Here is a 26,509-nt window from a genome sequence, read left to right on the forward strand (position 1 = left end):
TCAGGGTTCCTGCGCCAGGTCGAGGGCGGCGCCAATCACCGCATTGTCGCTTGGAAGCCCGAACATTGCTGCCCCTGCCAGTGGCGTGTAGGTGTCGGCGCCACAGACGCGGCGCAGCGGCAGGTGACCAAAGCCGGCCTCGACCAGTGCCGTGACCACGCCCTCACCCACTCCGCCGCTGTGGCGGCCTTCGTCCAGCACCAGCACCCGCCGCGCGCTCGCGGCCTGGGCCGCGATGAAGCCGGCATCCAACGGTACCAGCCAGCGCAGGTCGACCACCCGCGCCTGCCAGCCCAGCTGCTGCTCGATCGCCCGCGCCGCGCGCAACGCCATCGGCACGCCATTGCCATAGGTGTAGATCACCAGGTCTCCGGCCTCCGGTGCATACACCCGGCCCTCGCCCGGCACCAGCGCCTGGCCCTGTGCCGGGTAGTCGAACAGCCACTGGCCATCCCCTGCTTCGTGCAGGTCCTTGCTCATGTACAGCGCGATCGGCTCCAGGAACACCGCCACGCGCCCATCCACCCGCGCCAATGCGGCCAGCGTGCGCAGCATCATCACCGCATCGTCGCCGCGCGAGGGGCAGCCGACCACCAGCCCGGGGATGTCGCGCAACGCGGTGATCGAGTTGTCGTTGTGGAAGTGCCCGCCGAAACCCTTCTGATAGCCCAGCCCGGCCACCCGCACCAGCATCGGGTTGCGGTACTGGTCGTTGGAGAAGAACTGCAGCGAACAGGCTTCACCACGCAGCTGGTCGATGGCGTTGTGCAGGTAGGCCAGGTACTGGATCTCCGGAATCGGCAGCATGCCCAGGTTGGCCAGGCCCTGCGCCATGCCCAGGATCATGGTTTCATCCAGCAGCGTGTTGAACACCCGGCGTGGACCGAAGCGGCGCAGCAGATCCTTGGTGACAGTGTAGACACCGCCCTTCTGAGCCACGTCCTCGCCGAACAGCAGGCTCTGCGGATACTTCGCAAGCAGTTCCAGCAGGCCGTGGTTGATCTGGATCGCGAGATGCCGTGGCGCCTGTCGTTCCGGCAAGGCCTCGGTACGGCCATAGAGTGCCTCGCGCGCTTCGTCGGCGACCTCGCGCCGGGCTTCGGCCTGCACCGCTGCGGGCGTATAGGGTGCCAATGGCGCCATGACCTCCTGCAGCGACTGCAGCTTCGCACGGCCTTCGGCATCGGCAGCGGCGGCCATGCAGCGCGCGCGCATCGTCTCGTAGGCCACTTCGATGGCGCCTGCATCCATCCAGCCCGATTCCAGCGCGATCTGCGCCGAGCGCAACAGCGGATCCTGTGCCTCGGCCGCGCACAATTCCGGCAATGCACGCCATTCCACCTCGAAGTCGGTGCCGGCGTGGCCCATCAGGCGCGTGGTGCGCAGATGCAGGAAGGTCGGTCGCCGCGTCCGCCGGCAGTGGTCCACTGCGGCCTGCACCTGGGCGTGCCCAGTGGCCAGGTCGAGGCCATCGGCAAAGAAATAGTCCAGCCCTGGCTGGTGGCTGAAGCGCTCGGCAATCCAGCCGTCCGGCGTCTTCACCGAGATGCCCAGCCCGTTGTCCTCGCAGACGAACAGGATTGGCGCCGGCAGTTTCTGGTAGGCCGCCCACATCGCGGTGTTGAATGCGGTCTGCGCAGTGGCATGGTTGGCCGAGGCGTCGCCGAACGAGCACAGCACGATGCTGTCGGCCGGAATGGGAAGCGCATGGCCCAGCCGCTTGCCACTCTCGATGGCCAGCGCGGTGCCCAGCGCTTTCGGCAGGTGCGAGGCGATGGTCGAGGTCTGCGGCAATACCCACAATGGCTTGCTGCCCCACACCTTGTGCCGGCCGCCACTGGCCGGGTCATCGGCGCTGGCCGCGAATGAAAGCGCCGCATCGCGCAACGGGTCGATGCCCGGCACCTGGCGCGAGCGCTCGACCATGAAGGCGCCGGAGCGATAGTGCAGGAATGCGGGGTCGGTATGCCGGCAGGCCCGCGCCAGCAGCGCGTTGCCTTCATGGCCGGACGACCCGATGGTATAGAAGACCTTGTTCTGCACGCGCAATACGCGCGCCATCAGGTCCAGCTGGCGGCTGGCCAGCTGGGAATCGAACAGCTCACCGAAGGCCGCAGCGCTGAGCGAGCTGCCCGGCAGGATCGGCGCGTCCGGTGCAGGACGTGCGCGCGGTGTGCCTCGCCAGCCACGCACCGCATCGAGGAAATTGGCGTCGCACACTTCGGCGCGGTTGAGCACGCGCATGCGCGCAGGAATCGGATCTGGGACCACAGCAAACATCGAACACCCTCCGTGTCGTTGTTGCATTCCACCCGGCAACGCCGGGCGCTACCCTGTGGGATCAGGCAGCCTCGAAGCGCGCGCGCACCTCGGCGGTCACCGCTGGCATCGCCACGAAGCGCGGCTGCGCGCGCACGCGCTGCAGCCAGGCGCGCACTTCCGGGAAGGGCGCCAGGCTGATGCCGCCCTCGCCTGCGACGTCGGTATAGGCGAACAGCGCAATGTCGGCGATACCGTATGCGCTGCCGGTGAACCACTGCGCTTCGCGCAGGTGCTGCTCCATCACCGCCAGCGCGGTGGCGGCGCGCTCGTGCAGGCGTGGCAGTTCAGCACGGCGCGGTGAATCGGGCGGTGTCCAGCCGCGGATGAAGCGCGCTACCGCCACGCATGGCTCGTGCGTGTACTGCTCGAAGAACATCCAGCTCAATGCCTGCGCGCGTTCCCAACCGTCGGTAGGCAGGTAGGGCGTCCCTTCGGCCAACCAGAACAGGATCGCATTGGATTCAGTCAACACGCGGCCATCGTCGCGGACGATCAACGGCACCTTGGCGTTGGGATTGAGCGCAAGGAACTCGGCGGTGTGGGTCTGGCCATGGGCACTGTCCACTTCCACCCAGCGGTAGCGGCTGCCGAGCTGCTCCAGCAGCAGGCGGACCTTGTGGCAATTGCCGGACACCGACATGCCATGCACCGTCAACGGGACGCGCTCTTCCACCATTGCCTGCTTCCTCGGATCCGGCCGGCGGCCAGCTGCACGCAGTCTGGCAAGCCCGCCGGTGAATGCCAAGCGCGGATGCAGCATGACACCACGGTAACGCTGGCCGCTGGCCGGCAATCGCACGAATCCTGCCACATCGAGGTTGCCGGCCAGCGGCCGGCACTACCGGCAACGCTCAGCGCACGCGCTGCCGCCACTGTTCTCGCGACTGGCCCCAGATCTGCATCGGCTTGTCGTTGTACGGCGGCGGCAGCTCTCCCATGCGCAGCAGCGTGCTGCCCAGCTTGCGCGCGACCGCCCTCGAGTTGTCGTTGTTCTCGGCGATGGTGTGGATCACCTCGTCCCAGCCCAGCGTGTCAAATGCCCAGTCGATGGCAGCAACCGCCGCTTCCGGTGCATAGCCCCGGCCCCAGCTGGCATGCCGAATACCCCAACCGACCTCGGTTCCAGGCCAGTCCTGCGGCTGCCACGCTCCCATCCGGCCGATCCAGTCACCGCTGGATTTCTCGATCACGCTGAACATCGAGAAGCCGAACAGCTGCCAGGCGCCGGCCAGGCTGCAGAAGCCGCGCCATGCCACCGAGGGCGGTTGAACACCCCCCAGGGTGCGCATCGTTTCCTCGTCGGCACAGAATGCCAGGTACGGTTCGTAGTCCTCGCGCAGCAGCGGGCGCAGGATCAGCCGCTCGGTTTCCAGGCGCAGGTCGAAGATGCTCATGCCGACTCCTTGTCGAAGGGGGCGTCCATCATGGTCGATTCCCTTTGCCCACGGATGAATGCCCGTGCGCACAACGAAACGGGCCGGCATGAGCCGGCCCGTCGGGTGCAGCAGGATGTTCTGGATTACTGGCGCGTGGCCGCCGTGGCGCCGGCAGCAGCGGTCTGCGTGACCAGCTGGCCATCGACCACCGGCAGGCGATCGCTGGCCGGCTTGTTGTCCATGCGCACAGTCTTCTCGGCGCCATCATAGCGATAGGTCACGTTGTAGCCCTTCACCACATCATTGGTACCCATGGCGATGCGGCTGCCCGGCTTGCTGGCCATGCGCATGGTGCCGGTGGTGCCGTCTTCGTTGCGATAGGTCACGTTGTAACCGGTGACGCGGCTCGACTCGGACGTTGCGGTTTCGGTGTGGCACTGGCGCTCGGTGCGGTTGACCACGCGGCCGCCCACGTGGCGCTTGTCGATCTGGTTGCCGATCAAGCCACCGGCCACCGCACCGGCTGCGGTCGCGGCCTTCTTGCCGTTGCCGCCACCGACCTGGTTGCCGAGCAGGCCACCCACCACCGCGCCAACCACGGTACCGCCAACGTTGCCATCACGCTCCGGCAGGCGTTCCTGCACCGTCACGTCCTGGCAGACCTCGTGCGGGGTCTGGGTGGTGGAGATCTCACGCACCGGATCGGTGCCGATCACGGTGGCATAGGCCTTCTGCTTCTCGGTGATCGGGTCGACCTTCAGCACATCGGCATATTCCAGCCCGCGCGGCGCGGACGGGTCGAGCTGGTCACCACGCACGCCATCGTCGGTGGCGTTGCCATCAACCAGGCGCGACTCGCCATTGGGGGTTGCGGCGCTGATGGAGTCGGGCGAGCGGTCGCCACTCTTCATGAAGGCGGCGGTGGCGATGCCACCAACCAGCAGCGCGCCCGCTGCGACCAGGACAGTTGTAGTTGTGCTTTTCATGACCTGCTCCTTGCGGACCATCCGCAACGTTCTCGGGACAGATTGCAGCACGCGCTGCCTGAACGGAATCTCCACATTTCCTGCTCATTGCTGTAACCCATTCAGCATCGGGAAATGCAGGGCCCGTGGTAGCGTTTGCATATTCCCCACGAGGATCCCCGCCATGGCCAACCCGATGCTGCTGCCAGTACTGCAATGGGCGCGCCGGCTGCGCTACCCCACCCTGTTCAAGCTCACCGCCGGCCTGTTCGTGCTGACGCTGTTCATCCCGGACCCGATCCCGTTCATCGATGAGCTGGTGCTGGGCTTCGGCACGCTGCTGCTGGCGAACTGGAAGAGCCGCAACGCCACCACGCCACCGCCGCTGGAACAGCGTTGAGCGTGCTGGTCGACAGCCACTGTCATCTCGACGCGAGCGCGTTCGACCCTGACCGTGCCGCGGTGATCGAGCGGGCGCAGGCCGTGGGTGTGCGCCAACAGGTGGTGCCAGCGGTCACCGCTGCCAGCTGGCCGAAACTGCGCGAGGTCTGCCAGCAGGCGCCCGGGCTGTACCCGGCCTTCGGCCTGCACCCGATGTTCCTGGCCGATCACCAGCCTGGGCACCTGCCACTGCTGCGCGAGTGGATCGAGCGCGAACGCCCCTGCGCGATCGGCGAATGCGGCCTCGACTTCTTCGTCGAAGGACTGGATGCCGAGGCTCAACAGGCGTATTTCATCGGCCAGCTGGAACTGGCCCGAGAATTCGATCTGCCGGTGATCGTGCACGCGCGACGCGCGGTGGATGCGGTGATCGCCGCGATCCGTCGCGTCGGCGGCCTGCGCGGCGTGGTGCACAGTTTTTCCGGCAGCCCTGAACAGGCCGCGCAACTGCACAGGCACGGCTTCCTGCTGGGCCTTGGCGGTCCGCTGACCTACGAGCGGGCGCAGCGCCTGCAACGGCTGGTACGCGGGATGCCGCTGGAGCAGCTGCTGCTGGAAACCGACGCGCCCGACCAGCCCGACGCAGGGGTCCGCGGCCAGCGCAACGAACCGGCACGGCTGGCAACCATTGCCCGGCACGTGGCCGCGCTGCGCGGAATGGAGCTGGAGGCCCTGGCACAGGCCACGACAGAGAATGCACGGCGGCTGTTCGCGCTGCCGGCAATGTGACGGCGGGGGCCCGACCTTGGCCGGCACGCTGTAACGACGGCGACGAACCCGATGCCGGCCAGCGGCCGGCACCACCGTCACGCGTCGGCGTAGGCCTCGGTCACCTCGGTTTTCGCCTTCTTCGGCTCCAGCAGCATCTCAAGCGCCTTGCCCACCGCCGCAAAGGCGAACGCGCCGGTGATGTGGGTCGCCGCGCCCAGACCGGCGCCGCAGTCCAGCTTCAACGCCGCATCGGCACCCAGGTTCGGACGAATGCCGCAGACGCTGCCATCGGCCTGCGGGTACTTCACATTCTCCAGCGAATACACGGCCGGCACGCCGAAATAGCGCTTGGCGTTCTTCGGGAAGTTGAACTCGCTGCGCAGCTTCTTGCGGATCAGCGCCAGCATGGCGTCGTGCTCGGTTCGCGAGACGTCGCGGATACGTACCAGGGTCGGGTCGGTGCGGCCACCGGCAGCGCCGACGGTCAGCAGCGGCAGCTTGCGGCGGCGGCACCAGGCGATCGTCTCGACCTTGACCCGGAAGCTGTCGCAGGCATCGATCACCAGATCGAACCCGCGGTCCAGCAGCTCAGCCATGTTGGACATCGTCAGGAATGCCTGCACGGCATCGACGTCGATCCCCGGATTGATCGCACGGCAGCGCTCGGCCATCGCCTCGGCCTTGTTGCGCCCGTAATTGCCTTCCATCGCCGGCAGCTGCCGGTTGGTGTTGGACACGCAGATGTCGTCGGCATCGATCAGGGTGAGATGACCGACCGCCGAACGGGCCAGCGCCTCCACCACCCACGAGCCGACGCCGCCCATGCCGACCACCGCCACGCGGCTGCCCTGCAGGCGCTCGAGCGCACCCACGCCATACAGCCGTTCGATGCCGGCAAAGCGTTGTTTGACCTGTTCGTTCATCGGGCTATTTTAACGTGCAGGTGCCAGCGCCCAAAGCACGCCGACGTCGAACCCACCGTTGCACGCCCGGAGAGCCCGCATGAACGCCAGCCCGCCCCGCCGCCTGTCCCCTGCCCATCGCTACCTGTTCGTACTGTGCCTGGGCCTGCTGATCGGCCTGGTCGCCACGGTGATGGTAGGCCGCGCCCTGCAGGCGCGTCGCGACCCGTTCCCGGACAGCCTGATGCAGGTGATGCAGCGGCAGTCGCAGCTGCTGCAGCGGGCCCAGCAGCAGAACCGCTGCAGCCTGGCCGACAGCGTGCCGCGGCTGCAGGCGCTACGCCTGTTGTCCAATGACCTGGACCTGGCGTTTCCCGGGCTGAAGGACAGCACGCAGTTCCAGCAGCACGCCAGCCGACTTCGCGGCAACCTCAACACGGCGCTGGCTGCACCGCCAGGCGACTGCAGGGCCTTGGCCCAGCTCGTGGAAACGCTGCAGGCCGATTGCCGGGCCTGCCACCAGGATTTCCGCTGAGGCGCGTTCATCCTGCAGCCGGGCATCGGGTGCGTGGTTGGCGCGTTGTTCACGTTCGAAGGGAGAGGATTCGTCCACCCTGCTGCATGACGCAGTACCACCCAACATACCCGCCTTCACGGCCAGGAGACGCCCCATGAAGATCCAGCTCATCGCCGCCAGCGCCATCGCTACCCTCGCGCTGGCCGGTTGTGCCACCTCGCCCGGTTACAGTGGCGGTGGTTACAACAACGGCTACAACAACGGCGGCTACGGCAACAACGGCGGCTACAACCAGGGCCGCTGCGCGGACTGTGGCATCGTCACCCGCATCAACACCGTGCCCTCGGGCCGCACCGCACCCAGCGCGACCGGCGCGATCCTCGGCGGCATCGTTGGCGCCGTGGCCGGCCATGAAATCTCCGACCACACCGGTGGCAGCCGTGGCAACAAGAACATTGCCGCCGCTGCAGGCGCAGTCGGTGGCGCCCTGGCCGGCAACCAGATCCAGAAGAATGTGACCAGCGATACCTACGACATCAGCGTGCGCATGGATGATGGCCGCACCATCGTGGTCAACCAGCGTGACCTGGGTGGCATCCGTGAGAACACCTATGTGCGCGTGGTCAACGGCAAGGTCATCCTGCGCTGACCTGCAGCGGGCCAAAGGCAAAGAAAAAGGCCCGCTTGCGCGGGCCTTTTTTCATGCCGACGGACGGCAGGTGTTACATCGGCTGGACCTTGTCAGCCTGCAGGCCCTTCTGGCCCTGCACGACTTCAAAGCTCACACTCTGGCCTTCCTTGAGGCTCTTGAAGCCCTGGGTCTCGATGGCGCGGAAGTGCACGAACACGTCCTCGCCATTCTGCCGGCTGATGAAGCCGAAGCCCTTCGCATCATTGAACCACTTTACGGTACCGGTCTCGCGATCAGCCATCTCACTAACTCCCTTTGACTCTCTCTTGTTGTTGGAAACGCCTGGTGGGCGGCTGACAAGCAAGGGGGAAGCGAGGTGCATCGATGCAGCGGATCGGGAAGATCTTGCTTCATCAGGCCACGATCCACGGTGACCTTGCCAAGCTCAGCGACTGCAACTTAACCCGGCCAAAACGAAAAAGCAACTGGCAAAATCTTTCACTGTCAACCCCAAAACGGACTCCATACGGGACAGCATGGGACTCTCATTCATCTTGTATCTGCTAGCGGTCATTTTTGTCCTGATAGGCATCGCCGGCATCATCCTGCCGGCCCTCCCGGGCATCCCGCTGGTGTTCATCGGACTGCTGCTGGCCGCCTGGGCCGACGGCTTTGCCCACGTCGGCTGGCCTACCCTGGTCGCGCTTGGGGTACTGACCCTGCTTTCGCTGCTGGTGGACGTGCTGGCCACGGTGGTCGGCGCGCAGCGTGTCGGTGCCAGCCGCAAGGCGCTGTGGGGAACCTTCGTCGGCAGCATCGTCGGCCTGTTCTTCATGCCCATCGGCCTGTTCGCCGGACCGCTGGTCGGTGCCCTGCTCGGCGAGTACTGGCACACCCGCGAACTCGGCCGCTCGACCAGGGTCGGTCTGGCCACCTGGCTCGGCATCCTGCTTGGCCTGGCACTGAAACTGGCGGTCGTGATCGCGATGCTGGGCCTGTTCGCGTTCGCCTGGTTCTTCTGAGCCACCGGGCCTTCACGCCACGCGCACGCTGTGACCGTGCATAAACCGTGGGGCTGGCCGCGATCCGGCACAGCCGCCACACTGTGTGATTCCCGAATTCATCGAAGGGCCTGCTGCAATGACCCTCCCCACGCTGTCTCCCCGTCTGGCGCCGCTGGCGCTTGCCCTGGCCAGTGCACCGCTGGCTGCGCAGGAGTTCGCGCCTACCGCCGATACCTCACCGGCCGCCTGCGCGGCAATTACCACCGACGCGGCCCGGCTGGCCTGCTATGACCGCCTGTTCGGGCATACCCCGGAGGCTACCGCCGCCGCTGATGCTGCCGCCGAAGCGGCTGCACAGGCCCGCCGCGAAGAACGGCAGACCGCGCGCGTGAGCCAGGGCGAGGAAAAGCTGCGCGAGCGGGTGAGCGACCTGTTCCGCCCGGCGACGCCGGACAGCGCGCTGGCCAACGCCGGCCGCGGTTCGCTGCTGGACAGCCGCTGGGAACTGGCCGAGGACTCCAAGCTGGGGCCGTTCCAACTGCGCGCCTACAAGCCGGTGTACCTGCTGCCCGCCTTCTGGACCAGCGATCGCAACACCATGCCGCACTCGCCGAACCCGGCCAACAGCGTAACCACCCCGCAGGTACTCGACAGTGCCGAGCTGAAGTTCCAGATCAGCTTCAAGACCAAGATCGTCGAGAACCTGTTCGGCGACAACGGCGACATCTGGGCCGGCTACACCCAGAGTTCGCGCTGGCAGGCCTACAACAGCGAGGATTCGCGCCCGTTCCGCGAAACCAATTACGAGCCGGAAGTGATGATGGTGTTCCGCAACGGCTACTCGATCGGTGGCTGGCGCGGGCGCATGACCGGCATCGCGCTGAACCACCAGTCCAATGGCCGCGCCGACCCGCTGTCACGCAGCTGGAACCGGGTCATGCTCAACATCGGCCTGGACCGCGAGAACTGGGCGCTGGTGCTGCGTCCCTGGTACCGCATTCCGGAAAGCCGCAGCGAAGACAACAATCCGGACATCGAGGATTACATGGGCCGCGGCGACGCTACCCTGACCTGGAACCGCAATGGGCATGAGGTCTCGCTGATGGCGCGCCATTCACTGCGCACCGGAAGCCGTTCGCACGGTGCGCTGCAGCTGGACTACGGCTTCCCGATCAGCAACCTGCTGCGTGGCCATGTGCAGGTCTTCGACGGCTACGGCGAAAGCCTGATCGACTACAACCACAAGGCCACCTACGTGGGTGTGGGCGTGTCTCTGCTGGAGTGGTTCTGATGGACGTGACGATCTGGCACAACCCGGCCTGCAGCAACTCGCGCGGCGCACTGAAACTGATCCGCGATGCGGGCTTCGAGCCGGTGGTGATCGACTACCTGGGCAACCCGCCGGACGCAGCCACGCTGCGCCAGGTACTGGCCGAATCCCGGCTGCACGCACAGGAACTGGTACGCAGCAAGGAGGCGCTGTTCGCCGAACTGGGCCTGGACGGCGCCGACGACGCCACGCTGCTGGCGGCGATGAGCGAACATCCCCGCTTGATCAATCGCCCCGTGGTGCGCACGACCAAGGGCACGCGGCTGTGCCGCCCACCGGAAACAGTGCTGGAGATCCTGTAGCCCGGAAAAGGGGACGGAGGGAATTAAGTCGTTTGTGCACAAACGACTTAATTCCCTCCGTCCCCTTTTTTGGTTACCGCCAGTCGGTGATGCCTTCGCGGCGGTAGACCTCGGCGAACGCCAGGCGCGCCTTCATCGAGGTGGCATGCGCCTTGAGCACCGGCCAGGTGTCACTGGGCCTGGGCATGTTGCGCGACCAGCGCATCAGCATCACCAGCATGTAGTCGACCACGCAGGGCGTGGCGCCCAGCAGGTACGGGCCGTGCGCCTGCAGGTGAGCGGCAACGTGCTGCCAGGCCGCTTCGAGCCGCTGACGCGCCCTCTCGCGGCTGGCCTCGACGTTCGCCTGGCCGGCCATTTCATGCGGATAGAACCAGGCCCGATAGGCCGGCTGCAGCGTATTGGCACACCAGAACATCCAGCGGTAGGCATCGCCACGCTGCGGCGTGCCCGGTACCGGGAGCAGGCCGGCCTCCGGGTGGCGATCGGCCAGGTACAGGGCGATGGCCGCCGCTTCGGTCAGTACCAGGCCATCGATCAACAGTGTCGGCACCACACCGGCCGGATTGAGCGCCAGGTACCGCGCCGACTTGTGCTCGCGCGCGTCGAAATCCAGCAGCACCAGTTCATGCTCGATGCCGAGCTCGATCAGCAGCCAGTGCACGACCAGCGCGGCGGTACTGGTCGAACCATACAGCGTGGTGCTCATGCGGAAGATCCTGTGCAGGGGGATCAGCCGATTATGCGCCCACGCGCGCGATCGTTGCTCAGCCGCAGCTGCTCATGCAGGAATCCCGGCGCTCGCCACAGGACATCATCGGCGCGCGCATCGCGCAGTCGTGCGTCTTCAGTTCGCAGGCACGGCGCAGGTCCGGATTGTCCACGTCCTTGCAGCGTTTGTCCGGCGCCGGCACCACCTGCTGCTCGCAGTTGCTCTGGCGGCTGCCGAGGGAGTCATTCTGCGCCATGCAGCTGCGATAGCCGGCCTGGCACTGCACGCGGCATTGCGCGGATGCTGGGAAATCCGCGCCTTCGTATGACGCCGGGGTGCTGCAACCGGCCAGGGCCAGCAGCACGCCTACCACGATGAACCGATGCAGGGCCATGGACACGTCCTGTGCGAGGGTGTTCCGACCGTAGCAGAACAACCGCTACCGGAACATCAATATTTTTGCCCACACAACAACGGCGCCACAGGGGCGCCGTTGTCTGGTCCGGGATGGAGGGCTTACTCCACAACCACCGGAATCTTGCCGATGCGGGCCTGCCATTCGCGCGGGCCGGTCTTGTGCACCGATTCGCCGGTGGAATCCACCGCCACGGTCACGGGCATGTCCTGCACGGTGAACTCGTAGATCGCTTCCATGCCCAGGTCGGCGAAACCAACGACCTTGGCCGCCTTGATCGCCTTGGACACCAGGTAGGCCGAACCACCAACGGCCATCAGGTAGGCCGACTTGTGCTTCCTGATCGCCTCGATCGCGGCCGGGCCACGCTCGGCCTTGCCGACCATGCCCAGCAGGCCGGTCTGCGCCAGCACCTGCTCGGTGAACTTGTCCATGCGGGTCGCCGTGGTCGGGCCGGCCGGGCCCACCACTTCGTCGCGCACCGGATCGACCGGGCCGACGTAATAGATGAAGCGGCCCTTCAGGTCGACCGGCAGCTCCTCGCCCTTGTTGAGCATGTCGACCATGCGCTTGTGCGCGGCATCGCGACCCGTCAGCAGCTTGCCGTTGAGCAGCAGGGTCTGGCCCGGCTTCCAGCTGGCCACGTCTTCCGGGGTGATCGTGTCCAGGTCCACGCGGGTGCCCTTGGACGCGTCATAGGTCAGCTTCGGCCAGTCTTCCAGCGACGGCGGGTCCAGCATCACCGGGCCACTGCCATCCAGGGTGAAGTGCGCATGGCGGGTGGCGGCGCAGTTCGGGATCATCGCCACCGGCAGGTTGGCCGCATGGGTCGGATAGTCGTTGATCTTGATGTCCAGCACAGTGGTCAGGCCGCCCAAGCCCTGCGCGCCGATGCCCAGCGCATTGACCTTCTCATACAGCTCCAGGCGCAGCTCCTCGATGCGGTTGGAGGCACCACGGGCCTGCAGCTCGGTGATGTCGATCGGTTCCATCAGCGCCTCCTTGGCCAGCAGCATCGCCTTCTCGGCGGTGCCACCGATGCCGATGCCGAGCATGCCCGGCGGGCACCAGCCGGCGCCCATGGTCGGCACGGTCTTCAGCACCCAGTCGACGATGGAGTCGGACGGGTTGAGCATGGCGAACTTGGTCTTCGCTTCCGAACCACCGCCCTTGGCGGCAACGATGACGTCGACCTTGTTGCCCGGCACCACCTTGACGTTGACCACGCCCGGGGTATTGTCCTTGGTATTGATCCGCTTGCCGGCCGGATCAGCCAGCACCGAGGCGCGCAGCTTGTTGTCCGGATGCATGTAGGCGCGGCGAACGCCTTCATTGGCCATGTCTTCCACGCCCATGGTGGCGTCATCCCAACGCACGTCCATGCCGATTTCCAGGAACACGGTGACGATGCCGGTGTCCTGGCAGATCGGACGGTGGCCTTCGGCGCACATCCGCGAATTGATCAGGATCTGGGCCATCGCTTCCTTCGCGGCCGGCGACTCCTCGCGCTCGTACGCGGCGGCGAGGTTCTTTATGTAGTCGACCGGGTGGTAGTACGAGATGTACTGCAGCGCGTCGGCGATGGACTGGATGAGGTCTTCCTGCTTGATCGATGTCACGGCTTGCTCGCTTGCTCGAGGCTGGCGGGGGTAATCCGCCCATTTTACCCCCTCCCCCGGCCCCGGGGTGGTCGTGCCGGCCGCTGGCCGGCAAGATTCCCCCCGACGCTCTGTCACGCCACGCGCCACTGCGGCGTCCTTGCACACATGAACGCCGAAACCGTTTTCCAGACCCACCGCCCGCGCCTGATGGCGCTGGCCTACCGCCTGCTCGGCAGCCGCGCCGACGCCGAAGACGTGGTGCAGGACGCCTGGCTGCGCTGGTCCGGCGCCGATCCCGCCAGTGTCCGCGATGCAGAGGCCTGGCTGGTCACCACCACCACCCGGCTCGGCCTGGACCGCCTGCGAGCGGCCAAGCGCGAGCGTGTCCACTATGTCGGCCCATGGCTGGCCGAACCGCTGGCGGTCACCCTGGAGCCTGACCCCGCGCCCGGCCCGGCCCAGCTGCATGCGCTGGCCGACGAGGTCTCGGTCGCCTTCCTGACCCTGCTCGAACAGCTCGGCCCCGAAGAACGCGCCGCCTTCCTGCTGAAGGAGGTCTTCGACCACGACTACCGTGAGATCGCCGACCTGATCGGCCACAGCGAAGCCAACTGCCGGCAGCTGGTGCACCGCGCCCGGCAGCGTCTGCAGGCCGGACGGCCGCGCTTCAACGCCGATGCCATCCAGCACCGGCAGTTGCTGGCGCGCTTCATGGATGCCTCGCAGCGCGGCGACAGCGAAGCGATCCAGGCCCTGCTGCACGCCAACGCGCTGCTGGTCTCCGACGGCGGTGGCGTAGTCACTGCGGCGGTACGGCCCCTGCTGGGCGCCGAACGCATCGGCCGCCTGTTCTGGGCCATCGCCCGCCGCGGCGCGGCGCATCCGGCGCAGCTGGGCTACGTCAACGGCGAACCGGCGATCCTGCGTTTCCAGGGTGACCGCCTGCACTCGATCACCACCATCGAAGTGGTCGATGGTCGCATCGCCAACGTGTACAGCGTGCTGAATCCAGAAAAATTGCCGAAGGTTGTCACGCACCGCGACGCTGCGGCGTCCTTGTGATGAAAGGCGGCCATCGTGGCCGCCGTGGAGCCCACGATGTCCGATCACACCTTCCCCCGCGTCCCCTACACCCGCCTGGCCGCCGAGGCCTTCAAGGGCCTGCTGGCCACCAGCCAGGCGGTGCATGACAGCTCGATCGACCCGACCCTGATGGAGCTGGTGTTCCTGCGCGTGTCGCAGCTCAACGGCTGCGGCTACTGCATGGACATGCACGGCACCGCGCTGCGCAAGGGTGGCATCGAGCCGCGCAAGCTGGACACCCTGCCCGCCTGGCACGAAAGCCGCTTCTTCGATGCGCGCGAACGCGCAGCACTGGGCTGGGCCGAGGCGCTGACCCGCTTGACCGACGGAGCGCCGTCGCAGGCGGCGTTCGATGCACTGGCACCGCACTTCGATGAGAAGGGCATCAGTGACCTGAGCATGGGCATCGCGGTGATCAATGCCTGGAACCGCCTCGGTGCGGGGTTGCTGCCGCCACTGCCGTAACGGAGAGCGGGGTCGGATCCCTTCGCATGGCGAAGGGCTCTGACTCCGAGGCGCGGTGGCGGGGTCAGAGCCCTTTGCGCTGCAAAGGGATCTGACCCCATCTGACCCCATCTGCACGCCGTGCGCGCGCACAATGGCGGCATGCCTACTGCCGCCGCGAAGAAACCCAGCCTGCGCCAGCGCTTCAGGGCGATGCGCAATCTGCCCCCCTTCCTGCGCATGGTCTGGAAGACCAGTCCGGCGCTGACCCTGGCCAGCCTGGGGCTGCGCCTGATCCGTGCGCTGCTGCCGGTGGCGATGCTCTACGTCGGCAAGCTGATCATCGACAGCGCCCTGCACCTGAGCCAGCACGATGCCGGCTTCCCGCCGCTGGGCGAGGCGCTGTCCAGCGGCCTGCTCAATCCACTGCTGGGCCTGCTGGCACTGGAATTCGGCCTGGCCATCGCCTCAGACCTGCTCGGCCGGCTGGTCAGCTATGCCGACGTTCTGCTTTCCGAACTGTTCGCCAACGCCACCAGCATCCGTCTGATGGAACACGCCGCGACGCTGGACCTGGAGGATTTCGAAGACCCGGACCTGCAGGACAAGCTGGACCGTGCGCGCCGCCAGACCATGGGCAGGATGAACCTGATGAGCCAGCTGTTCGGCCAGGTGCAGGACGCGATCACCGTGGCCAGCCTCGCCGTCGGCCTGCTGGTCTACGCGCCGTGGCTGATCCTGCTGCTGGCGCTGGCACTGGTGCCGGCCTTCATCGGCGAATCGCACTTCAACGCGGCCGGCTACAGCCTCAACTTCCAGTGGACGCCCGAGCGCCGCCAGCTCGACTACCTGCGCCAGCTGGGCGCCAGCGTGGAAACGGCCAAGGAAGTGAAGATCTACAACCTGCACCGCTTCCTGGTGGAGCGCTACCGGCGCCTGTCGGTGGCATTGTTCCAGGCCAACCGCGCCCTGGCACGGCGCCGCGCGTTCTGGGGCACGCTGCTGGCTGCGCTGGGCACGCTGGGGTATTACACCGCCTACGCCTACATCGCATGGCGCACGGTGCGTGGGGACTTCTCGATCGGCGACCTGACCTTCCTCGCCGGCAGCTTCCTGCGCCTGCGCCAGCTGCTGGAAGGCCTGCTGATCGGCTTCTCGCAGGTGGCCAGCCAGGCGCTGTACCTGGATGACCTGTTCTCGTTCTTCCAGATCCAGCCGGAAATCCACTCGCGCGATGGGGCCGTGCGCGTGCCGCAACCGATCCGCCAGGGCTTCGTATTCGAGAACGTCGGCTTCCGCTACCCCGATGCCGAACAGTGGGCGGTGCGTCACCTGGATTTCCAGCTGCACGCCGGCGAAGTGCTGGCCCTGGTCGGCGAGAACGGCGCCGGCAAGACCACCCTGGTGAAGCTGCTGGCGCGGCTGTACGAACCGGACGAAGGCCGCATCCTGCTCGATGGCCGCGACCTGCGCGATTACGACCTGGATGACCTGCGCGCCAACCTCGGGGTGATCTTCCAGGACTTCGTGCGCTACAACCTCAGCGCCGGCGAAAACATCGGCGTCGGCCAGGTCGAGGCGATGGACGACCAGGCACGCATCGCTGACGCGGCGCGACGCGGCATGGCCGAGGAAGTCATCGACGACCTGCCCGGCGGCTACGACCAGCAGATCGGCCGCCGCTTCAAGCAGGGCGTGGACCTGTCCGGTGGCCAGTGGCAGAAGATCGCCATTGCCCGTGCATGGATGCGCAATGCGCAGGTGATGATCCTGGATGAGCCAACGGCAGCGCTGGATGCCCGCAGTGAGTTCGAGGTGTTCCAGCGGTTCAGGGAACTGGCGGATAATCGCACCGCAGTACTGATTTCCCACCGCTTTTCCTCGGTACGCATGGCCGACCGCATCCTGGTGCTGGCCGATGGCCGGATCGAGGCCAGCGGCACCCATGCGCAGCTGATGGCGCAGGGCGGCCGCTATGCCGAGCTGTTCGAGCTGCAGGCGGCGGGTTACCGTTGAGAACGCCTCTCGTTCCGCCCAATGAGAACTTGTCTCATTTGAGATAGAATTACCCCCGACGACTTTCGATAGATACGCCCATGTCCTCCGCTTTCGGCGCCGAAACGGTGCTTGAGGTCCGTCACTGGACCGATGCCTACTTCAGCTTCACCACCACCCGCGACAGCGGCTTCCGCTTCGAGAACGGCCAGTTCGTGATGATCGGCCTGGAAACCGAGGCGCGACCGCTGCTGCGCGCCTATTCCATTGCCAGTGCCAATTGGGAAGAACAGCTGGAGTTCTTCAGCATCAAGGTGCAGGACGGCCCGCTGACCTCGCGCCTGCAGCACATCAAGCCGGGCGATAAGGTACTGGTCGGCAAGAAGCCCACCGGTACCCTGCTGATCAGCGACCTGCATCCCGGCAGGAACCTGTACCTGCTGGGCACCGGCACCGGCCTGGCGCCGTGGCTGTCGGTCATCAAGGACCCGGAAACCTACGAGCGCTTCGAGAAGGTGATCCTGTGCCACGGCGTGCGCTTCGAAAAGGACCTGGCCTACCGCGATTACTTCGAGAGGGAACTGCGTGAGCACGAGTTCCTCGGCGAGATGATCGGCGACAAGCTGCTGTACTACCCGGCCGTCACCCGCGAGCCGTTCGCCAACCAGGGCCGCCTGACCTCGCTGATGGAAAGCGGCGAGATGCAGCGCACCCTCGGCCTGCCGGAACTGAGCCCGGAAAACGACCGCGCGATGATCTGCGGCAGCCCGCAGATGCTGGCCGACCTTCGCACCGTGCTCGATGCCCGGGGTTTCCAGGTTTCGCCGCGCATCGGCCAACCGGGCCACTACGTGTTCGAGCGCGCGTTCGTCGAGAAATAGCCCATCGCATCTGTAGAGCCGAGCCCGCGCTCGGAGTCAGCCGGAAAAGCAGCCGAGCGTGGGCTCGGCTCTACAGCAGCGCTTCGATCGCGCTGCGCAACTGCTCCGGCCTGGTGGTGGGCGCATGCCGCGACACCACCTGCCCCTGGCGATCGACCAGGAACTTGCTGAAATTCCACTTGATGCGGGCACTGCCGAGCAGGCCACGCTTTTCGTGCGTCATCCAGGCCCACAACGGATCAGCGCCCTCGCCGTTGACCTCGATCTTCTCCGACAGCGGAAAGCTGACCGGATAGTCCAGCGAACAGAACTGGCGGATCTGCGCCGCGTCCCCCGGCTCCTGCGCACCGAACTGGTTGCACGGGAAGCCGATCACCACCAGGCCGCGCTCGCGGTAGTCCTGCCACAACTGTTCCAGGCCGGTGTACTGCGGGGTGAAGCCACAGCGGCTGGCGACGTTCACCAGCAGCAACGGGTGGCCCTGATAACGGGCCAGCGCCTGCGGCTGGCCGTCGAGGTCACGGAAGCTGAAATCGTAGGCGCTGGTCATGATGGCGGGCCGTGGGCGGTGAATGCATGGTACCCGCGCCCGGAGCCGGCAACATGCCTTTTGACACAAGTGCGGACGCCGCCGGCCGGGTTACCCTCGGGCCCTTGTTTGCCTTACCGGAGTCCCTGCCTTGACCACCCGCCTTGCCCTTGCCGTGGCCATGTCCCTCGGCCTTGCCCTGCCCGCCTTCTCGGCCAGCGCCGTCACCCCGTCTGCCAGCACCCATGCCCAGCAGGCCAATCCGTTCTTCGCCGAAAGCCCGCTGCCCCTGCATTATCCGCAGTTCGACAGGATCAAGGACAGCGACTTCGCCCCGGCCTTCGACGCCGGCATGGCGCAGCAGCTGAAGGAAGTGGAGGCCATCGCCAACAACAAGGCCAAGCCAACCTTCGACAACACCATCATCGCCCTGGAAAAGAGCGGTGACATCCTCGACCGCGCGACCACCGTGTTCTTCAGCCTGGTCGGCGCCGATACCAACGACACCCGCAAGAAGCTGCAGGCCGACTACTCGGCGAAGTTCGCCGCGCACAGCGATGCGATCGCGCTGAACGGCAAGCTGTTCGCCCGCATCCAGGCGCTGTATGACACCCGCAGCCAGCTGGGCCTGGACGCCGAAGGCGTGCGCCTGGTCGAGAAGTACTACGACAACTACGTGCGCGCAGGCGCCAAGCTGTCCGAGGCCGACAAGGCCAAGCTGAAGGAGATGAACGCCGAGCTGGCCAACCTGGGCACCAAGTTCAGCCAGAACGTGCAGTCGGAAGTGAACGCTTCGGCAATCACCGTCGACGACGTCAAGGCGCTGGACGGCCTGTCCAAGGAGCAGATCGCCGCCGCCGCCGAAGCCGCCAAGGCCCGCGGCCAGGACGGCAAGTACGTGATCACCCTGCTCAACACCACCGGCCAGCCGCCGCTGACCAACCTGGCCAACCGCGCCCTGCGCCAGAAGATCTACGAAGCGTCGGTCAGCCGTGGCAGCCGTGGCGGTGAGTTCGACAACACCGCGCTGGTCTCGCGCATCATGCAGCTGCGTGCCGACAAGGCCAAGCTGATGGGCTTCCCGAACTTCGCCGCCTACAACCTGACCAACCAGACCGCCAAGACCCCCGAAGCGGTCAACGCAATGCTGGGCAAGCTGGCCCCGGCCGCGGTGGCCAACGCCAAGCGTGAAGCCGCCGACCTGCAGGCGATGATCGACCAGGAACAGAAGGCCGCCGGCAAGCCGACGTTCAAGCTGGAACCGTGGGACTGGGCCTTCTACAGCGAGAAGGTGCGCCAAGCCAAGTACAACTTCGACGAGTCGCAGCTGAAGCCGTACTTCGAAATGAAGAACGTGCTGGAGAACGGCGTGTTCTACGCCGCGGGCCAGGAATTCGGCCTGACCTTCAAGCAGCGCACCGACCTGCCGGTCTACCACGATGACGTCACCGTCTACGACGTGTTCGACGCCGACGGCAGCCAGCTGGCGATCTTCATCTTCGACCCGTATGCACGCGCCTCCAAGCGCGGTGGTGCGTGGATGAACTCCTACGTCTCGCAGTCCAAGCTGACCGGCTTCAAGCCGGTGGTCGCCAACCACCTGAACATTCCGAAGCCGCCGGCCGGCCAGCCGACCCTGCTGACCTGGGACGAGGTGAACACCACCTTCCACGAGTTCGGCCACGCCCTGCACGGCATGTTCTCCAACGTGAAGTACCCGTACTTCTCGGGCACCTCGGTGCCGCGTGACTTCGTCGAGTTCCCCTCCCAGGTCAACGAGATGTGGTCGGACAACCCGGTCATCCTGAAGAACTACGCCAAGCACTACCAGAACGGTTCGGCGATGCCGCAGGTGCTGCTGGACAAGGTGCTGGCGGCGGCCAAGTTCAACCAGGGTTTCGCCACCACCGAATACCTGGGCGCGGCGATGCTGGACCAGAACTGGCACCAGATCGGCCCGGACCAGGTGCCGGCGGCCAAGGACGTGATGGCCTTCGAGCGCGCCGCACTGGAGAAGGACGGCATCTACTACGCTCCGGTTCCGCCGCGTTACAAGACCCCGTACTTCAGCCACATCATGGGCGGCTATTCGGCCGGCTACTACGCCTACATCTGGTCGGAAGTGCTCGATGCCAACACCCAGAAGTGGTTCAAGGACAATGGCGGCCTGAGCCGCAAGAACGGCGACCACTTCCGCGCTACCCTGCTGTCCAAGGGCGGCAGCGTCGACGCGATGCAGCTGTTCCGCGATTTCGCCGGCCACGAGCCGCAGATCGAACCGCTGCTGGAAAAGCGTGGCCTGACCGGCGCCAGCAACTGATCGCCTGCGCGCTAGCGTGAAACGAAAACCGCCCGGGAGACCGGGCGGTTTTTTCGTTGAGGTCATCGCCGGAACAATCGTTCCCACCATCGTTTCTGCGTGGTTGCCGCCGGAGCCGTATCCGTATCCAGGGTTTCCGGCACGAACTGCGCCAGCTGCGCCGCGACGGCCTCTGCGTACAGCAACGCGCCATCGGGGGCGCAGTTGAGCAGATTGCTCATGCTGGTCGATGCGTTGAGGTCCATCGGATTCGGCTCGACCACCTCGCTTGCTTCCAGCAATCCGCATCCCTTGCCGATGGCATCATCGACAACGCTCCAGAACACGGCCAGTCGACCATCGGAGAACAGCTCGTGCAGACGCGCGCGCAGGTCATTGTTCCCGGCGTAGTCCGCGCGCATCTGCTTCAGCCGGTCATGCGTGATGAACACACCACCACCGTAGTTTTCGCGCAGGTGGTTGCCTGCAGCGGCGTCCGCCCACTGTGGCGGCACCAGTTGCCGCCAGTCCGCGAAATAGCGGGCAACCACCGGATCGTCGATGAAGAACGAAAGGGCGCTCCCGCGAAGATAGTGATACCGGCGCAGGTGACCGGCCACGATCGCCAGGTACAAAGCATGCCCCTTCTCGAAGGGCACGTCTGCGCTGATCGAGCGAGCCTCGTCGATGCGTTCCTGCAGCTGCTCCATGTAGAACGGCTCGATCCGGAATTGCTGCTGCAGCGGCTCAACCAGCGTCGCGTCCTCCAGCGCACGGAAATAGAGGCCACGGATTTCCGAGTCCGCGACTGGATGGTAGGTGATGTCCCAACCCATGCTGCAACGCCTTCAGGAATGCGGTAATGCCGCCGACCCAACAGCTTAGCGTCGTCGGCACCCTTGCGGAGAGCAGGCCGTGCAATACCCGTAGTCAACGTCAATGAGTGTCGTATCAGGCCTGATCTATCCCTCTCTCCCGACGCAACACTACCGTGGCGCCACGTACCCGCCCGGCACGCCTTCCGGCGACAGCACCAGCTGCCACAGCTGCGCGTGCCGGCAGCGGAAGGTGGCCATCGACCCGGCCAGGTAGAAGCGCCACATGCGGCGGAAGTGCTCGTCGTAGCGCGCATCCAGCCGTGGCCACGCCGCCTCTACGTTGCGCCGCCAGGCCTGCAGGGTCAGGTCGTAGTCGGTGCCGAAGTTGTGCCAGTCCTCCAGTACGAAACGGCCTTCGAACGCCCGGGTGATCTGCACCGCCGACGGCAGCATCGAGTTGGGGAAGATGTAGCGCGCGATCCACGGATCGGTGCGATGCCGGGAGATGTTGGCGCCGATGCTGTGCAACAGCAGCAGGCCGCGCGGCGACAGGCAGCGCTTGGCCACCTCGAAGAAGCCCGCGTAGTTCTTGTCACCGACGTGCTCGAACATGCCGATCGAGAAAATCGCATCGAACGGTTCGTCCAGCTCGCGGTAGTCCTGCAGTCGGATCTCGATCGGCAGGCCCGCGCACAGGTTCCGCGCGAACTCGGCCTGCTCCTGCGAAATCGTCACGCCGACGCCGCTGACACCGTAGCGCTCAACGGCGAACTTCAGCGCTTCACCCCAACCGCAGCCAATGTCCAGCACGCGCTGGCCCGGGCGCAGGCCCAGCTTGCGGCAGACCAGGTCGAGCTTGGCTTCCTGTGCGGCGTCGAGATCATCAGCGTTGCGCCAATAGCCACAGCTGTAGACCAGGCGCTGACCGAGCATGGCCTGGTAGAGATCGTTGCCCAGGTCGTAATGACGGCGCCCGACCTCGTAGCTGCCCTGCCCCGCCTGCAGGTTGAACAGGCGCGCCTTCAGCGCATCGGCCACTTCGCGCCAGCCGTGCACCCGTTCATCCAGGTGCGCCTGCATCAGGTGGACGAGGAATTCATCCAGGACGTTCGCATCCCACCACCCTTCCATGTAGCTCTCGCCCAGGCCGAGCGAGCCGTGGCCCATGACCCGCGCGAAAAAGCGCGGGTCATGCACCTGGATGTCCTGTGGCTGGGTACCGCCGATGCGGACCCCGGCTTCGTGGAGCAGGCCGGCGACCCGCTCCTGCAACCCTGTATCCACGCCACCTCCTCGACTGCGGTCAACCGCGTGCGAACAGCTCCACGTAGTCCTTGGCCACGTGCGGCAACAGCACCGCCGCCGGTACATCGGCGGTCTGGGTGCCGTCCGAGTATGGACCCACCTGGTACGGAGGGAAAACAAACCGTAGCGCGGTGATCTGCCCCTTGTCGTCGGTCAGTGGCTGGAACTGGCTGAAATTGTCGGCCTGCGGGCCAGTACCGTCGGCGATCATGCGCGATGCGTTGCGCAGCGATTCCTGCAGTTGGGCCGGGTCCATGTCCTCGCCGCTGAGCCGCGTGGCCACGCGTTCGCGCAGCTGGTCGGAGACGAAATCGCTGATTGCCTTCCAGCCCTTGGCATCGGTCACCAGCTTGTCGGCACTGAGCATCTGCTGCTGCTGCGGCAGCCATACGAAGCGCGCCACCAGCGGTTCGCCATGGGCGCCACCGGTGTAGCGGCTGCCATCGGCACTGACCACCACCAGCTGCGGGGTTTCCAGCAGCTTCTCGAAGCTCAACGACAGCTCGTAGGGCATGGTCGGCTTGTCATTGCCCAGCCCGTCCAGCGCCTGCTGCAGGTCACTGCGTGCACTCGTCGCATAACTCTGCAGCGCGCGCGCCAGGCCGGGGTAGCGGTCGATACCGGCCGGGTAGCTGATGCCCACCACTTCGCGCTCGTTGTTTTCGATCACGTCGCGCAGGTCCAGCGGCGCTTCCGTGGCCGGCGTCTCGCCGGCGGCGGTGGCTTCGGCGGCGGGCGCCGCGTCGGTTACCGGCGCCGGCTCGCTTTCACGCTGGCAACCGGCCAGCAACAGCACGCCCACCACGCCGGCCAGCACGCTGCCGTGCAGTGGCCGGTTGTTTCCAATCTTCATCGGGATCCCCTGTTCATGTTTGTACATCATCGCCTGCCATGGCTGAAGCGTGGCCCGCTGGCATTCAGCCAACGAGCAGGTCGTGGTACTCCTCGTGCCGCTGCAGGAAGGCCTCGGCGTAGGAACATGCCGGCACCACCTTGTACTTCTGCTCGCGGGCGAAACGCAGTGCCACGCGGGTGAGTTCACCGGCGATGCCACGGCCGGCGATCGGCTCAGGCACCTCGGTGTGGGTGATGACCATGCGCTTGCGCTTGATCTGGTAGTCCAGCACCGCCAGCTGTCCTCGCACACGGGCGGTGAAGCGGTGGTTGGCCAGATCGTGTTCGACCTCGTAGGCCAGACCGGGGGGCGTGACCGAAGCCATGGAACTGTCTCCTGCGGCGACTGCGTGGATGGTGCGCAGCCGGGCGCCATGATCGCGTGAAGCCTGAACAGGGGCAAGTCCAGTCCATTCACGTCAGTTTTCGCCCTCAAGCTGGAGGGGCGCCGGCCGCTATCGCCTATGGCGGGGTACGGCCAGGCTGGCACGACCCTTGCGACCGTTGATCATGCGCACCACCGTGGAGGCTCCCATGCACGCCAGCGATTCCCATTCCGATACCGACCGCGCCCTGCTGGAGGGCCTGCTGCAACTGGCGGTGGAAGGGCAGACCGAGGATCAGGATTTCCAGCGCATCGGCGAGGAAGTATTCGCCCGCCTGCTGGATACCTACGGCCACACGACCCAGGCCTGAAACCGGATACGCCGGGGTCGGATCCGCAGGATCCGACCCTGGCACGCTTCAGCCGCCCAGGCGGAAGGTCGGGTTGGAGAGTTCGCGCAGGAAGTGGTTGAAGATGCTCGGCTGCATGGCCAGCATGAAGATCACGCCGAACGCCGCACCTGCCAGGTGCGCGCTGTGGTTGATGCGATCGCCGCCGCGCTTGTCCATCCAGATGCTGTAGCCGACGTAGAACGCGGCATAGATGATCGCCGGTGCCGGGATGAAGAACACCAGGATGATCGACCACGGCTTGATCAGGATGAAGGCGAACAGGACCGCCGACACCGCACCGGATGCCCCGAGGCTGAGGTAGTTCGGATTCTTCTGGTTCTTCAGGTAGCTGGGCAGGATAGAGACCAGCAGCGCGCCGATGTAGAACGCCGGGTAGGTCAGGTAGCTGCCGGTCAGCTGCACCATCACGCTCTCGATGAATCCCCCGAAGAAGAACAGGGTGATCATGTTGAAGATCAGGTGCGACCAGTCGGCGTGGATGAAGCCATAGGTCACCAGCCGGTCGTACTGGCGATGGCGGTCGACGGCCGGCGGCCACAGGATCAGGCGATCGGCCAGCTTGCGGTTGTTGAACGCCATCCACGACAGGATGGCGGTGATGGCGATCAACAGCAGATTGACGGGGGTCATGTCAGGCTCAGGCGCTACGGTAGTTGTCGACCATACGATAGCGTTTCGCGTACCAACCGAAGACCAACGCCGCGACGAAGGCGAAACCGGCGAAGAAGAACATCAGGAACGCCGCTTCGCTCAGGCCCGTACTGGCGATCCTGTGGGTCACGGCATCGTTGCGCACGGCAGCGTTCGACAGCAGCACCCACAGGTTGCCGATGGTGGTGGTCAGGTTCCAGAAGCTCATCACCACGCCCTTCATCGCCTGCGGCGCCTGGCTGTAGGCGAACTCCAGGCCGGTGGCCGAGACCAGCACCTCACCGAAGGTCAGCAGCGCATACGGCAGCATCTGCCAGAAGATCGACATGGCGTTGCCGCCGTCCATCACCACCTGGATGCCGCCGACCACGATCCAGGCCAGGCCGCTGAAGGCGATGCCGGCGGTCATGCGGCGCAGCGCAGTCGGCTCGAAGCCGAAGCGGCGCAGGGCCGGGTACAGCACCAGGTTGTTGAACGGAATCAGGATCATAACCAGCAGCGGGTTCAGCGCCTGCATCTGCGAGGCGGTGAACCAGCTCGGCATCTGCATCTGCTGGCCCTGCAGGACCCAGGTCGAGGCCTTCTGGTCGAACAGCGAGAAGAACGGCGTGGTCAGCGCGAAGATCACCAGCACGCGCAGCACCGAGCGCACGCCTTCCACGGCTTCGGCCGGATGCTGGCCGCGGGCGCGGTCCAGCTGCAACCAGGTACCGCCACCGATGCCGGCGAGGATCGACACCAGCGCCAGGCACAGGCAGATCACGATGCCCAGCGAGCCGACCAGGCCGAACGAGGCTGCAGCCAGCGCCAGGCCGAGCACGGCGATCACCAGACCCGGACGGCCCTGGCCGGCCACGCGCGTGGTCAGCGCGGTACGCACCACGTTGGCGAACGAATGCGGATCCTTCGGCGGCAGCGGCACCAGCACGTAGCGCTTGCGGCCCAGCCAGAACACGAAGGTAGCAATGAACATCAGGATGCCCGGGATACCGAACGCCCACTGCGGCCCCCAGTTCTTCAGTACCAGCGGGATCAGCAGCGAGGCGAACAGCGAGCCGAAGTTGATGATCCAGTAGAAGGCGTCGAAGACGATCTTGGCCAGGTGCTTGTTGCTCTGGTCGAACTGGTCGCCCATGAACGAGGCCACCAGCGGCTTGATGCCACCGGCACCCAGCGCGATCAGGCCCAGGCCGAGGAAGAAGCCCTCGCGGCTGTTCTCGAACAGCGCCAGGCACAGGTGGCCGGCGCAGTAGACCAGGCTGAACCAGAGGATCGTGTGGTACTTGCCGAAGAACCTGTCGGCCAGCCAGCCACCGAGCAGCGGGAAGAAATACACGCCGATCATGAAGCTGTGCATGATGTCCTTGGCTTCACCGGCACGGCCTTCCGCAGTGATTTCCTGCAGCAGCAGCGAGGTGATCAGGAACTGCACCAGGATGTTGCGCATCCCGTAGAAACTGAACCGTTCGCAGGCCTCATTGCCGATGATGTACGGAATCTGGCGCGGCATCTTTCCTTGGCCGGCGATGGGGGCGACTGCGTCGTGGCTCATCCTGTAAGGCATTCCTGCAAAGCGAAAGGCGCAAGGTTACCGGAACCGGGGCTTGCGAAGCACGCTGCAGGGCTGCATGACAACGGTGCCA

The 26,509-nt window shown here is 65.8% G+C and carries 29 protein-coding genes; 13 read left to right on the plus strand and 16 right to left on the minus strand.

Features of this window, described 5'->3' with window-relative positions; translation table 11 throughout:
• From ACSYHF_RS13175 to ACSYHF_RS13190, 4 genes are all read right to left on the minus strand, one after another.
• On the minus strand, positions 1-2,280 hold the full coding sequence (locus tag ACSYHF_RS13175) for a transketolase C-terminal domain-containing protein (protein WP_447575714.1): 2,280 nt from the start codon (positions 2,278-2,280) through the stop codon (positions 1-3).
• A gap of 61 nt (positions 2,281-2,341) precedes the next feature.
• Entirely contained in the window at positions 2,342-2,998 is a 657-nt protein-coding gene (locus ACSYHF_RS13180; RefSeq protein WP_032954328.1) for a glutathione S-transferase family protein, read from the minus strand.
• Positions 2,999-3,173: 175 nt separating this feature from the next.
• A complete protein-coding gene (locus ACSYHF_RS13185; RefSeq protein WP_447575715.1) occupies positions 3,174-3,716 on the minus strand; it encodes a GNAT family N-acetyltransferase in 543 nt (180 codons plus the stop codon).
• Between the two features lie 125 nt (positions 3,717-3,841).
• Positions 3,842-4,684: a glycine zipper 2TM domain-containing protein gene (locus ACSYHF_RS13190; RefSeq protein WP_315974226.1), complete on the minus strand. Its 843-nt coding sequence runs from the start codon at positions 4,682-4,684 to the stop codon at positions 3,842-3,844.
• Between the two features lie 163 nt (positions 4,685-4,847).
• Between ACSYHF_RS13190 and ACSYHF_RS13195 the strand changes: the two genes are divergently transcribed.
• A complete protein-coding gene (locus ACSYHF_RS13195) occupies positions 4,848-5,063 on the plus strand; it encodes a DUF6116 family protein (RefSeq protein WP_005417541.1) in 216 nt (71 codons plus the stop codon).
• The gene (locus ACSYHF_RS13200) at positions 5,060-5,833 is read left to right on the plus strand and encodes a TatD family hydrolase (protein ID WP_138952032.1); all 774 of its coding nucleotides are present in this window, start codon (positions 5,060-5,062) and stop codon (positions 5,831-5,833) included. The genes ACSYHF_RS13195 and ACSYHF_RS13200 overlap by 4 nt, the downstream gene beginning before the upstream one ends.
• A gap of 77 nt (positions 5,834-5,910) precedes the next feature.
• Here the strand turns inward: ACSYHF_RS13200 and ACSYHF_RS13205 are convergent, their stop codons facing one another.
• Entirely contained in the window at positions 5,911-6,738 is an 828-nt protein-coding gene (locus ACSYHF_RS13205) for a tRNA threonylcarbamoyladenosine dehydratase (protein ID WP_005417543.1), read from the minus strand.
• A 79-nt stretch (positions 6,739-6,817) separates the two neighbouring features.
• Between ACSYHF_RS13205 and ACSYHF_RS13210 the strand changes: the two genes are divergently transcribed.
• Positions 6,818-7,252 carry a cytochrome c gene (locus ACSYHF_RS13210; protein WP_005417544.1) on the plus strand — a complete coding sequence of 145 codons (435 nt, stop codon included), beginning with the start codon at positions 6,818-6,820 and terminating at the stop codon, positions 7,250-7,252.
• Positions 7,253-7,388: 136 nt separating this feature from the next.
• Positions 7,389-7,883 carry a glycine zipper 2TM domain-containing protein gene (locus ACSYHF_RS13215; protein ID WP_005417545.1) on the plus strand — a complete coding sequence of 165 codons (495 nt, stop codon included), beginning with the start codon at positions 7,389-7,391 and terminating at the stop codon, positions 7,881-7,883.
• Between the two features lie 73 nt (positions 7,884-7,956).
• On the opposite strand, the gene ACSYHF_RS13220 is transcribed toward ACSYHF_RS13215, so the two are convergent.
• Entirely contained in the window at positions 7,957-8,166 is a 210-nt protein-coding gene (locus ACSYHF_RS13220; RefSeq protein ID WP_005417546.1) for a cold-shock protein, read from the minus strand.
• 235 nt (positions 8,167-8,401) lie between these two features.
• Between ACSYHF_RS13220 and ACSYHF_RS13225 the strand changes: the two genes are divergently transcribed.
• The 3 genes from ACSYHF_RS13225 to arsC all read left to right on the plus strand — a co-directional run bounded on the left by ACSYHF_RS13225 (position 8,402) and on the right by arsC (position 10,501).
• On the plus strand, positions 8,402-8,887 hold the full coding sequence (locus ACSYHF_RS13225; protein ID WP_005417547.1) for a DUF456 domain-containing protein: 486 nt from the start codon (positions 8,402-8,404) through the stop codon (positions 8,885-8,887).
• Between the two features lie 118 nt (positions 8,888-9,005).
• Positions 9,006-10,160 (plus strand): phospholipase A, encoded by a 1,155-nt coding sequence (locus ACSYHF_RS13230; protein ID WP_005417552.1) that lies wholly within the window; start codon positions 9,006-9,008, stop codon positions 10,158-10,160.
• Positions 10,160-10,501, plus strand: coding sequence for an arsenate reductase (glutaredoxin) (arsC, locus tag ACSYHF_RS13235; RefSeq protein WP_005417554.1), 342 nt, complete (start codon positions 10,160-10,162; stop codon positions 10,499-10,501). The genes ACSYHF_RS13230 and arsC overlap by 1 nt, the downstream gene beginning before the upstream one ends.
• A 73-nt stretch (positions 10,502-10,574) precedes the next feature.
• Here the strand turns inward: arsC and ACSYHF_RS13240 are convergent, their stop codons facing one another.
• The 3 genes from ACSYHF_RS13240 to ACSYHF_RS13250 form a co-directional block, all read right to left on the minus strand.
• The gene (locus ACSYHF_RS13240) at positions 10,575-11,210 is read right to left on the minus strand and encodes a glutathione S-transferase family protein (protein ID WP_447575716.1); all 636 of its coding nucleotides are present in this window, start codon (positions 11,208-11,210) and stop codon (positions 10,575-10,577) included.
• A 58-nt stretch (positions 11,211-11,268) separates the two neighbouring features.
• Positions 11,269-11,607, minus strand: coding sequence for a hypothetical protein (locus tag ACSYHF_RS13245; RefSeq protein ID WP_005417563.1), 339 nt, complete (start codon positions 11,605-11,607; stop codon positions 11,269-11,271).
• A gap of 122 nt (positions 11,608-11,729) precedes the next feature.
• A complete protein-coding gene (locus ACSYHF_RS13250) occupies positions 11,730-13,247 on the minus strand; it encodes a fumarate hydratase (RefSeq protein WP_005417564.1) in 1,518 nt (505 codons plus the stop codon).
• A gap of 147 nt (positions 13,248-13,394) precedes the next feature.
• On the opposite strand from ACSYHF_RS13250, the gene ACSYHF_RS13255 reads away from it, so the two are divergent.
• From ACSYHF_RS13255 to ACSYHF_RS13270, 4 genes are all read left to right on the plus strand, one after another.
• Positions 13,395-14,291 (plus strand): RNA polymerase sigma-70 factor, encoded by an 897-nt coding sequence (locus ACSYHF_RS13255; protein ID WP_262221167.1) that lies wholly within the window; start codon positions 13,395-13,397, stop codon positions 14,289-14,291.
• Positions 14,292-14,327: 36 nt separating this feature from the next.
• Positions 14,328-14,777, plus strand: a complete 450-nt coding sequence (locus tag ACSYHF_RS13260) for a carboxymuconolactone decarboxylase family protein (RefSeq protein ID WP_262221166.1) — start codon at positions 14,328-14,330, stop codon at positions 14,775-14,777.
• A gap of 141 nt (positions 14,778-14,918) precedes the next feature.
• Positions 14,919-16,772, plus strand: a complete 1,854-nt coding sequence (locus ACSYHF_RS13265) for an ABC transporter ATP-binding protein (protein WP_053497830.1) — start codon at positions 14,919-14,921, stop codon at positions 16,770-16,772.
• Positions 16,773-16,852: 80 nt separating this feature from the next.
• Complete coding sequence (locus ACSYHF_RS13270; protein WP_447575717.1) at positions 16,853-17,632, plus strand: ferredoxin--NADP reductase; 780 nt, start codon at positions 16,853-16,855, stop codon at positions 17,630-17,632.
• A gap of 70 nt (positions 17,633-17,702) precedes the next feature.
• On the opposite strand, the gene ACSYHF_RS13275 is transcribed toward ACSYHF_RS13270, so the two are convergent.
• The gene (locus ACSYHF_RS13275) at positions 17,703-18,182 is read right to left on the minus strand and encodes a glutathione peroxidase (protein ID WP_053497833.1); all 480 of its coding nucleotides are present in this window, start codon (positions 18,180-18,182) and stop codon (positions 17,703-17,705) included.
• Positions 18,183-18,312: 130 nt separating this feature from the next.
• Between ACSYHF_RS13275 and ACSYHF_RS13280 the strand changes: the two genes are divergently transcribed.
• Positions 18,313-20,481 carry a M3 family metallopeptidase gene (locus ACSYHF_RS13280; RefSeq protein WP_447575718.1) on the plus strand — a complete coding sequence of 723 codons (2,169 nt, stop codon included), beginning with the start codon at positions 18,313-18,315 and terminating at the stop codon, positions 20,479-20,481.
• A gap of 62 nt (positions 20,482-20,543) precedes the next feature.
• On the opposite strand, the gene ACSYHF_RS13285 is transcribed toward ACSYHF_RS13280, so the two are convergent.
• The 4 genes from ACSYHF_RS13285 to ACSYHF_RS13300 all read right to left on the minus strand — a co-directional run bounded on the left by ACSYHF_RS13285 (position 20,544) and on the right by ACSYHF_RS13300 (position 23,803).
• Entirely contained in the window at positions 20,544-21,296 is a 753-nt protein-coding gene (locus tag ACSYHF_RS13285; RefSeq protein WP_134955641.1) for a hypothetical protein, read from the minus strand.
• Positions 21,297-21,446: 150 nt separating this feature from the next.
• Positions 21,447-22,562 (minus strand): cyclopropane fatty acyl phospholipid synthase, encoded by a 1,116-nt coding sequence (gene cfa, locus ACSYHF_RS13290; RefSeq protein ID WP_447575719.1) that lies wholly within the window; start codon positions 22,560-22,562, stop codon positions 21,447-21,449.
• A 19-nt stretch (positions 22,563-22,581) separates the two neighbouring features.
• Positions 22,582-23,463 (minus strand): DUF3298 and DUF4163 domain-containing protein, encoded by an 882-nt coding sequence (locus tag ACSYHF_RS13295; RefSeq protein WP_005417582.1) that lies wholly within the window; start codon positions 23,461-23,463, stop codon positions 22,582-22,584.
• Between the two features lie 37 nt (positions 23,464-23,500).
• On the minus strand, positions 23,501-23,803 hold the full coding sequence (locus ACSYHF_RS13300) for a GNAT family N-acetyltransferase (protein WP_005417588.1): 303 nt from the start codon (positions 23,801-23,803) through the stop codon (positions 23,501-23,503).
• Between the two features lie 208 nt (positions 23,804-24,011).
• Here ACSYHF_RS13300 and ACSYHF_RS13305 point away from each other — a divergent pair, with 208 nt between their 5' ends.
• On the plus strand, positions 24,012-24,173 hold the full coding sequence (locus ACSYHF_RS13305) for a hypothetical protein (protein ID WP_162911592.1): 162 nt from the start codon (positions 24,012-24,014) through the stop codon (positions 24,171-24,173).
• A 48-nt stretch (positions 24,174-24,221) separates the two neighbouring features.
• Here the strand turns inward: ACSYHF_RS13305 and ACSYHF_RS13310 are convergent, their stop codons facing one another.
• Both ACSYHF_RS13310 and ACSYHF_RS13315 read right to left on the minus strand, forming a co-directional pair.
• Entirely contained in the window at positions 24,222-24,845 is a 624-nt protein-coding gene (locus tag ACSYHF_RS13310; protein WP_005417591.1) for a rhomboid family intramembrane serine protease, read from the minus strand.
• 7 nt (positions 24,846-24,852) lie between these two features.
• Complete coding sequence (locus tag ACSYHF_RS13315) at positions 24,853-26,418, minus strand: POT-type proton-dependent oligopeptide transporter (protein WP_111129601.1); 1,566 nt, start codon at positions 26,416-26,418, stop codon at positions 24,853-24,855.
• Positions 26,419-26,509: the final 91 nt, after the last annotated feature.

Source organism: Stenotrophomonas maltophilia group sp. P373 (genome assembly GCF_053295075.1).